Here is a 9,430-nt window from a genome sequence, read left to right as displayed (position 1 = left end):
GCGGCGGCCTCAGCCCGGAACAGTTCGAAAACCAGACCCTCGCTTAGGGACGTGTCCACATTACGTGGGTAAGATCATCTGCCAGAAGTACTGCAGATGGGCGGAAAGAGTTACATGCTGCCGGGTAACAATGGTCGGGTGTTCAGCAACAGCGATGTTACCGGCGGTGCGCCGATGATCAAGAAAGCATCCACCGGGAGTGAATATTTATCAAATTCGAAAGGAAATCCGGCACAGAATGACTCTTTGAGCAGCAAACAAGTTCAGGTCAATGTCCAGTTTTACGACCAGACCAGTGGCGGACAGCACTCCTTTGAAGCTCAAGCCAGGCAGGAAGGTAATGTGGTTACTGTTGACGCATTTTTGAGAGATTTTGAGCGAGCTGGACCAATGTCTTCGCAGGTTCAGCGGACCTTTGGCCTGAATCGTAAAGCAAATGGCTCTTTCTAACATAAATTACTTTGGCTGGGTTTATTGTTCGCGGTGAGTTGAAATCTAACGTAGGATGCGCATGGATGCGTATTGCCATGGCAGGAAGCTATGCTTTTTCAAGCTACTGCTAATGGAAAAATTAGTTAATAGTTGAAAAAATAACCTTCCTAACGTGGGCAGTTTACAATCAATAACATAGATTGAATTTCTTTTCAGACTTACAAATGAGTACCAGTAGGTTATATTTTTTGGTGGCCATAGTGTTTTTTGGGGTTGTGCAACTCTTATCTTAATAAGTATAAGTTAGCTATCGATAATGTGGATGATTTGTAAGTTTCTCTTGATGTTTTTTGCTTCTCCCACTAACCCACGGCATAAAATAAAAATTAAACTATCATTGAGTAAAAATTCTTAAGATTATCGTCGATTTTATATACTCCAGGTCGAATTGTCATTGAAAGAAAAGATGGTTGGGAATAGTCCCCGCAGAGTATCCACTCGTCCTCTAATCCATCTCTGTAAGCGATCGCCGTTCCATCTCCTTTAAGGATTTTTGGGGTAATCCAGCTTTTGTGATAGAGCACAACGCTCAGTGGACCCTGGCAATAAATTCCAGGCTTCAGCCATAATTCATCGTGCCCATACTTTCTTTTAAGCTCTTTTAATAAGTAAATAAAACTCATTTTTCTTGTCATTAGTTAATCTCTGCGATGTAGAATACGTTGTTTTTTTTATCATATGAGGTTGCTTTGACCAATCATGTATTCAGGCTCAGATTAGAACTGAAGTAGATAGGAGTCTATAATTATTACAGGTAATTACAATAACTAGTTAAACACTAACAAGAAAAAAATATTTTGAATGAGTTTTTTCGATGGCTGATGACTTGCATTGTAAAAATTCAAGTGGTAGTTTATAAGCTTATGTAAAAAAAGGCTATTTTTTTATTTTCATGTTGTAATCGGACTGTTCACTTAGCAGAAAAGGAAATCAACATGAATACCGATGCCTGTGTTATTAATTAAATTAATGATTTCATCTGCATAAATGACTCAGTGACCTGCTAGACTGATTCTCACTCGATACTTCTACCACAGGCAGCTTGCATGACGAGGAAAAAACTGAAGCTTAGGACATTGCTTATCTGTTTGTCCACTGGTGGAGTGATGCTGACATCGTTGATCATAATGAGTTGTATTAGTTATTTTCAACGAGAAAATATTCGGGAAACTCTTGCTGACAGGAATGCTGCTTACGCTCAAAAAGTTGCGAGCACAACGGAGCAATATTTTTCTTCCGCACAAAAGCAGCTGGCATGGAGCGCAGACTTTATATCATTAAACTATAGTTTGCGAATGATACGGTCAGAGGTTGAGCGTGTTTATCAGCAATCTGACTATTTCAACTCAGTGATATTTGTTAGTGAAAATCATGAAGTGCTTGTAACAACTAATAAAAAAAGAAACATGGATGGTTTAAAGGTTTTTTCTGAAAATAGTTTTAAAGCAATTTCTTTAAGAAAGCCAATTATATCAGATCCTTATATCTCTGTTGCAGGTAACCTTGTGGTTGTGATATCACAACCTGTCTTTTCAAAAGGTGGTAATTACATTGGTTATCTTGGAGGTACAATCTACCTCAAAGATGAAAGTATGCTTAGTCGTATTTTGAATCAGCATTATTATGGGGCTGCAACTAAGGTAAGGATTTTAAGTGATGGTGGGGTGGTTATTTATGATCGAGATGTAAGTCTTATTGGTAAGAGTGATATGTCACACAAACCCTCAAAAACCCCCAGTCTTGATATTGAATTGACGAGGAGAGTATCCAATCCGGATCTAATATCCGGCGAAGTGATTTTGAACGGTGTTGCATGGCATATTATTGTCTCGAGCAACCAAGAAATAGTTAACAATATTCTCTTTAAATCAATAAGCAACGCGGTACCTTATATTTTCTTCTTTGTTTTTATAGTTTTTTTGGGGGGTGTTTGGTTTTCTGGTAGGATTTCAATTCCTCTGGAGAAACTTGCAAAGTTTACTTCAAAAAATGACGAATACAAAATTCTGGAGACGTTTTCAAATGTTAATACATGGTACGATGAAGCTGAACAATTGAGAAAAGCTTTACAATCAAGATTTTTGAGTATTAATAAAAGAACGGAGAAGCTAAAAAATGAGTCGATGACAGACCATATGACAGGAATTCTTAATCGTAGAGGGTTTTTTAGGCAGTTAAATCTCCTTCCTGAGAATATAACATATAGCCTAATGATGATTGATGTCGATAATTTTAAAATGATTAACGATAAATTTGGTCATGATGAGGGGGATATTGTTCTGAAGGAATTTTCAGGGATTCTTAAATCATATTTCAAGAAACCATCGCTAGTATGTCGCTATGGAGGTGAGGAATTCATTGTTTTAATGAAAAACAGTAATCATATCGAAGCAATTGCAGAAAGTGATAGAATCAAAAATATTGTATCAAGCCATAGCTTTGGAAATGTGGGAAAGGTCTCCTTCTCAGCGGGTCTTGTTACCTTTGTTAATAGTGATGTGGAAATTAGAGATGTTCTGCTTCTTGCAGATAGTTTGCTTTATAAAGCTAAGAAATCGGGAAGAAATGTTGTCTTCAATCAAACGTACACTCAGGTTGATTAAATATAAAAAATAAAAGGAATATCATATGTGGCTTTCAATTTTTCAGGGTGTTATGTGTAACAAGGTTAATTGGTTTTTTATCCTCTTTAACGCCTTGTTTTAATGTTGAATTTTGACGCGGGGTTGCTTTTTGAATGAGGTTTTACGATTCTTTTTGCACGCTAAAATCATAACGTATATATCTTTTCATTGATGGTTGTCTAAGTGTTGTCTTGTTTTTTCACCATCCTTTATAACATTTGCAGATAGTGGTTAGTAAATTTAAAAATAAGAATGATTCACATGGTGAGAAGATTTGTGAAGAGGTCGTTAACCCTATCTTTACATGGGTTGACGGATGCTGGCTTATTATAAGTAGCTTGGCGGAGTTTTAAAGTGGTAGCTTCTTTTCAATAAACCATGGGAAAATCATGATGTAGGGGTTGGGGTATGGTTTTGGAACTAAAAAGGTCACGGTAGGCATTCAGCATCTCTAAAGCGGTTTCTGCCAGAATGTGTCTACGAAAGTACCATTTTTCGAGTATGTTTTCTTAATTAACCCGCAAGAAATCAAAAAAACAGCTATCCTTAATTAGTCAGGTTTTTTCGTGACTATCATGATGAGACTTGGCAATCGCAAGGCTTCTAGATTCTTCGAGGATGTCATGGGAACTCTTAAGATGTGCTTGCTGTATATTGAACTATGCTTTCAATGCTGCTGGTGATTAAATTGGAATTAATATCTCTGGTGTATCAAAGAAGATGTCTAGATAAAAGTCTTGATAAACCATGTTCTGTTATGAACTTTCAGAAACTGTATAACTGATAAAGGGATTGAAATATGAAGAAGATTTTCTTAAGTACTTTCGCAGCAATTATTGCTCTGTCTGCACTTACTGGATGTACACGCACTAGCTATGCTATACACACAAATGATGGCAGAACGATTATCAGTGACGGAAAACCTAAAGAATCAGAAACAGGTTTAATTGGTTATACTGACGCAAATGGTGTAAAACAGCAGATAAATAAACAAGATGTAAAAGAGGTGTCGGAAATACCTCACTAACATCAATCCATCTAGCGAACAGGCTTCAATCCGCGTACGGATGGCCTGTTCGCCGTTTGTGAATGTCATAATCAGCTAACAACATCAGTCATTACTGAACACTACTCCAGACGTTGATTAACTGCCTCATACCCAAAATTTCCCGGGCAACTGTTGTCCTGCCGCCCGGGAGTTGCAACATTAAGCCCGAATACGTCGATACTCAGGGTGTGTGTTAACCCCCCAGAGGCCTGCGAACGAACTTACTATTGCACCGATCAGGAGTGCTATAAACGACCACAGGGCCATTCTTGCCCCAGCACTTGCCGCGGCGTCAGCTTTTTCAATGGCTTCTTTCTTGAGTTCTGCATAGCGCGCTTTGGTTTCTTCCAGTTGACCCTGAGCATCATTCAGACGTTCCCTGACCTGAGCTATGGCGTTATCACGGGTTTCAATAAAGTTATCGACAGCTTTGTCTGCTTCTTGCTGCGTCATTGTGGTATTAGCTGACAAAGCCTTTTTAACATCTTCCCGATCTACTGAATTTGCAACAGTGTCAGCACGCGATTTCAGCTTATCGCTCAGGCGATTAAGTATGACATCACTGCTATCAGGACTCACAGCAAGATCCTTGAGCGCACGGGTAATATCATTCCCTGCAGCTTTAAGCTGTGTCTGAAGATATTCAGGCTGAAGCTCGGGAATGCCTGATTTTTTTAGAGCATCTGCAACTTTCTGGTCAGTATTATTTGCTTCAAAGCTGGTATCAAGCCCCATACGCTCAGTAAGCTCAGAGGCTACATCTACTGATCCACCAGCAGCTTTACCTGCAAGACTACCTATGCCGCTCACGGCACTTCCGGTTGCAGAAGCGACACCACTGATAGCACTGCCTGCGGTATTTAATACTCCACCTATAGCAGCAAAGCCAAGCACCGAAGCAATAATTAACGATGTAGCCCAGCTCAGAAAACCGTGAACAGTACCATCCGTCCCTGCAAGACGGCCCGAAATAAACCCGCCACAGGCAAGGCTTATCACAACCGAAATAACAGACCAAGCTATAACAGCCTTATCAGCACCATTAATGATATCCTCTGATTTTGGCTGTAACATTGAAAGGCCTAGACTAGTCCCGAGCGTTGTGAAAAGTAGCGACAATGCAATTGCTGTTACTACTCCTGCAATCACACTCCCCCATGAAATACGTCTGAACAGAACAGCATCTTTATGAATTTCCATAATATGTCCTTAAATTATAAAAAAACGCACCAGTTGCCTTAAAAGTGTAGCTTTGTTTCAAGATTATTCCGAATGCGAGCGGTCACATGAGTGTCTTAGATATGACTTTAGGAGCTAAATGGTTAGTTTTTTTGATAATTTGATTGGTGGGAAATATGAAAATAATGCTAATAGATGAATTTTTGCACATTCTTTTATAGGAGTTGTAAATTTTTGGATATCTAAATTTGCGTCTGGTGCAGAGGATCACTGTTACATCACCGGGCATCAGGCCGCGTTGTGAATGACTGCAAGTGACTTGCAGCAGTGATCGGAGATTTAGGAAGTGTGGCTCTGTTGCCGGATTTCTATGCTAAAGTTGAGCATAATTATGACAGAGTATGACAAACGGTGATTCATGGCAGCACTTCCCCCAGTTGTTAAGGCATTCATCGTTCAGGCGCTGGCGTGCTATGACACCCCCTCGCAGGTCGTGAAGTCCGTCCAGGAAGAGTTCAGCCTGAATATTACGCGCCAGCAGGTTGAATCACACGATCCAACGAAGGCGAACGGCAGAAAGCTGGCGCAGAAGTGGGTGGATCTGTTCACTTTCACCCGGGCACAACTTCAGAAAGAGCTCTCGACCATCCCGATCGCCAACAAAGCCTATCGGCTGCGGTCGCTGGACAGGATGGCCGCAGATGCAGAAAGTCGGAGCAACTATGTGATGACGGCCCAGCTACTCGAACAGGCCGCCCGGGAGTGCGGTGACGCCTACGTGAACAGGAAGAAAAACTAAGCTAATTAACAGCTTGGCTTCCAGAAGAATTCACCCATTACTGATATACAGATAATGTGTTCAGTAGTATTAGTTAGGTAACACGCCATTTAATGAGCCTAGTTTAATGCTGGCTATCAGAATCGCCGATAAGCAGATCATGCACTCTTTTATTAAGATAGCTAGAAAGATAGTCAGAGCTTATCCTTAAGTGTGTTTATTTTAAACCGATATGACTTTTTTTAGGTAACAATCGCACTGCCCTGATTTGCGCGTTGTTAAATGCTGTTTAAAGTAGAAATAGCAATAAAGCCATAGTGAGGTACAACCATGCCAAAGAAGCTATTGCGTACATCCGATTCTCGACATCAGCCCAGCTAGCAGGTGATTCGATAAGGCGCCAGAATAGACTGATTGATGAATGGATCTCTCAAAACCCTGGTTACGAACTGGATGACATAACTTACCACGATTTGGGGCTGAGTGCTTTTAACGGGGCGAATGCTGTTAGAGGGGCGTTATCTGACTTCATTAACGCGGTAGAACATGGGTATATACCTAGGGGCACAGTTCTCTTAGTCGAGAGTTTAGACAGGCTTTCGCGAGAAAAAATAGGAGATGCGACAGATCGCCTAAAAAACATCCTGAGAAATGGCATCGATGTTGTGACTCTCTCCGATCATACCCGATACTCTGAATCATCCTTAGATGACCCTTACACCTTAATCAAAGCCATATTGATATCTCAGCGTGCTAACGAAGAAAGCGAAGTCAAATCACGCCGAATGCGCTCTGCATGGCAGAAGAAGAGAGAAGAGGCTGAGAAAACAGGAAAAATTATTACCCGTTCCTGCCCGCGATGGCTGAAGGTATCTGAAGATGGGCGTGGATTCCAGATAATTGAGGCACGAGCAAAGGTAATTAACCAGATTTTTAAACTCAGGCTAAAGGGACACTCGTTGAACGGCATCACAAAATTGCTGAACGATAAAAAGACAGAAACACTAGCGGGTGAAGTCGGTGTGTGGAATCCATCAACGATTGAGAAACTCTTAGGCAACAAGGCGCTTATCGGCACAGACGTGCCGTCCTATCAAACGATGTCAAAAGGTGTTAGAGAGATTCCGAATTACTTCCCTCAGATTGTTGCCGAAAAACTTTTCAATGATGTTCAAGGGTTCAGGCTGACACCATTCGGGAAAGACGCTACTTATGACAATCCATATTTGGTCAATATTTTCCGTTCCGTACTCAGGTGTAAGCGCTGCGGGCATTCGATAATGATGTCGGGGATTGATAGCAAGGGCATGGGGTACTATGTGTGCCCGATGAGGCGCCTGCATCGATGTGACTCTCCTGCGATCAGGAGAGGGGACGTTGATACAGTGTTGATAGGCACACTGCTTGCTAGCCTTGATTGGTTTCTGAAAAGTCATGTTGGTTCTGGCCGTATCAAGCCGCTAGAAAATCGTCTGACTGAATTACACATTCAGATAAACAGGCTCATTGAGGCGCTACAAATAGCACCTGATGTAGAGCAGATTGCGAATAAAGTCAGAGAGTTAAACAAGGAACTCCGAAATGGCGAGATTCAACTGAGGATGCTGAAGAGTAAGGGGGACCGAACGTCTGGATTTGCCATATCTCAAATGGATTTGAGCAACCGCAAGAACAGAGAGCGATGTCGGGATTATGCAATTCGTTGCCTAGAGAAGATTGTAGTTGATACTGCTGGTGGGCGTTGTGACGTCTATCTTGCGAATGGCGTTAGGCTGTTAAATTTTCCATTGCTCAAACCGATAAGCCAGCAATCCCTGATAAGTGCGATAGAGTATTTGGACGAAAACACGCTTGTTTTGTGAGCTAATTGGCTGTGCCGATAAGCATAACTAAAAAAATGTTGGTTCGCGGTCTCTCATTGTTGGTTCAGCGCCCCCCTATGTTGGTTCAGTTTTTCAGAAAATAATCAGTTAAAACAGTCGTCTTTACAAATTGAACCAACTGAACCAACCGAACCAACACCTTTCTGCTTATATAGAGAGAAACACCCGTGGCGTGAACTGGCATACTCATCTGCGCAGTCGATAATCCCCCCTTCATAAAACTTCAGTTCGCAGCAACATCGATGCGCCAGTGTCATCGCCATTTCTCCCGGCCAGCGCGGCAAAGCAGTACCCGCTTGCCCCCCGGGATTGCGTAGCATGAAGCCCCCAAACTGCGCAGTCGGGTAAGCGAATCACAACCCTGCAGATCAGGTCAGGAGGGTACAGGCTTCTCTGGCCGGCGGCGGTACGCATTGAGCTGGTACGCAGTAAGGTACGCAGCAAAAATGCTTACTCTGACTGCGTACTGAACCTGGTGGCTCTGTGAATCGAAACATTTGTTGATGGAGATTGTGATAAAATATTTCTTATAAACAGTAGTTTGCTTTGTTCTGGATTTTGTCCTGAGAGGAAAATCTCTTATGCTTCGGCAAGTCCTATGAATCCCATGAATGCTAAAGACATTAGACCTGCAGTTATAAGAGATATAGGAGCCCCCTTAAACGGTTCGGGAGTGTGTGCCAACTCTAGCCTTTCTCTCATGGCAGCAAACAGAATCATTACGAATGAGAAACCTATCGCAGCGCTAAAGCCATAAAAGGCTGCATGCAAAAAACCGTGTTGGTGGTTTGTGCTCAGAAGAGGCACAGCGAGAACCGCACAGTTTGTGGTTATAAGGGGGAGAAATATACCAAGCAGGCGATAAAGAGCTGGGCTCGTTTTTCGAATAACCATTTCGGTGAATTGTACGACTACTGCGCTGGCAGTGATGTAGATGAGTACGCGAAGATAAGTCATTTCCAGTGGAACAAGAATGAGGTGATTTGCGATCCATGAAAGCACAGCAACGAGCGTGAGAACGAAGGTTGTAGCCATCCCCATGCCGATAGCCATTCCTATTTTTTTTGATGCGCCCATAAAGGGGCACAATCCCAAAAACTTCACTAAAACGAAATTGTTGACCAGTACAGTACCGATGAACAATAAGAAATATTCCGCCACGACCATCACCTTAGTAAATTCCGATTACTACCTAAATTGAAAGCCCCCTCAATCACAGAGCGGGAACACCTTATTATAAAGGCTCAATCTGCCAAAGGCACCCTTATTACCATCATGTACAAATTCATGGTAATTCTGAGCATAATTTTGACAGAGTATGACAGGACGGTGATTCATGGCAGCGCTCCCTGATCTTACCCACGTAATGTGGACACGTCCCTAAGCGAGGGTCTGGTTTTCGAACTGTTCCGGGCTGAGGCCGCCG

Annotated in this window: 6 protein-coding genes and 1 pseudogene; 5 read left to right on the top strand and 2 right to left on the bottom strand. The window is 42.1% G+C overall.

All coding sequences use genetic code 11. The annotated features are described in order from the left end of the window. Window positions 1–114: 114 nt before the first annotated feature. From OMR58_RS25625 to OMR58_RS25615, 3 genes are all read left to right on the top strand, one after another. Complete coding sequence (locus OMR58_RS25625; RefSeq protein ID WP_264547295.1) at window positions 115–450, top strand: hypothetical protein; 336 nt, start codon at window positions 115–117, stop codon at window positions 448–450. A gap of 1,148 nt (window positions 451–1,598) precedes the next feature. Next, window positions 1,599–3,095, top strand: a complete 1,497-nt coding sequence (locus OMR58_RS25620; RefSeq protein ID WP_264547294.1) for a sensor domain-containing diguanylate cyclase — start codon at window positions 1,599–1,601, stop codon at window positions 3,093–3,095. Between the two features lie 820 nt (window positions 3,096–3,915). Next, window positions 3,916–4,143, top strand: a complete 228-nt coding sequence (locus tag OMR58_RS25615; protein ID WP_200545465.1) for a YgdI/YgdR family lipoprotein — start codon at window positions 3,916–3,918, stop codon at window positions 4,141–4,143. Between the two features lie 180 nt (window positions 4,144–4,323). On the opposite strand, the gene OMR58_RS25610 is transcribed toward OMR58_RS25615, so the two are convergent. Continuing rightward, window positions 4,324–5,364 carry a TIGR04086 family membrane protein gene (locus OMR58_RS25610; RefSeq protein WP_205065456.1) on the bottom strand — a complete coding sequence of 347 codons (1,041 nt, stop codon included), beginning with the start codon at window positions 5,362–5,364 and terminating at the stop codon, window positions 4,324–4,326. A gap of 397 nt (window positions 5,365–5,761) precedes the next feature. Here OMR58_RS25610 and OMR58_RS25605 point away from each other — a divergent pair. Next, window positions 5,762–6,136 (top strand): annotated as a pseudogene (locus OMR58_RS25605) (DUF2280 domain-containing protein); the annotation flags it as partial. 302 nt (window positions 6,137–6,438) lie between these two features. Then, on the top strand, window positions 6,439–7,983 hold the full coding sequence (locus OMR58_RS25600) for a recombinase family protein (protein WP_264547292.1): 1,545 nt from the start codon (window positions 6,439–6,441) through the stop codon (window positions 7,981–7,983). Between the two features lie 600 nt (window positions 7,984–8,583). Here OMR58_RS25600 and rsxA read toward each other — a convergent pair. Continuing rightward, window positions 8,584–9,165 (bottom strand): electron transport complex subunit RsxA, encoded by a 582-nt coding sequence (gene rsxA / locus OMR58_RS25595; protein WP_264547291.1) that lies wholly within the window; start codon window positions 9,163–9,165, stop codon window positions 8,584–8,586. Window positions 9,166–9,430: the final 265 nt, after the last annotated feature.

This window comes from Erwinia sp. INIA01 (assembly GCF_025947915.1).
GTDB classification, from domain to species: domain Bacteria; phylum Pseudomonadota; class Gammaproteobacteria; order Enterobacterales; family Enterobacteriaceae; genus Erwinia; species Erwinia coffeiphila.
Note: the sequence above shows the minus strand (reverse complement) of the source record. Positions and strands in the feature narration are given on the sequence as shown.

Bases quoted from the DNA above. Each gene is read 5' to 3' on its own strand.
- OMR58_RS25625 (WP_264547295.1), top strand. From the start codon at position 115: ATGCTGCCGGGTAACAATGGTCGGGTGTTCAGCAACAGCGATGTTACC.
- OMR58_RS25620 (WP_264547294.1), top strand. From the start codon at position 1,599: ATGCTGACATCGTTGATCATAATGAGTTGTATTAGTTATTTTCAACGA.
- OMR58_RS25615 (WP_200545465.1), top strand. From the start codon at position 3,916: ATGAAGAAGATTTTCTTAAGTACTTTCGCAGCAATTATTGCTCTGTCT.
- OMR58_RS25610 (WP_205065456.1), bottom strand. From the start codon at position 5,364: ATGGAAATTCATAAAGATGCTGTTCTGTTCAGACGTATTTCATGGGGG.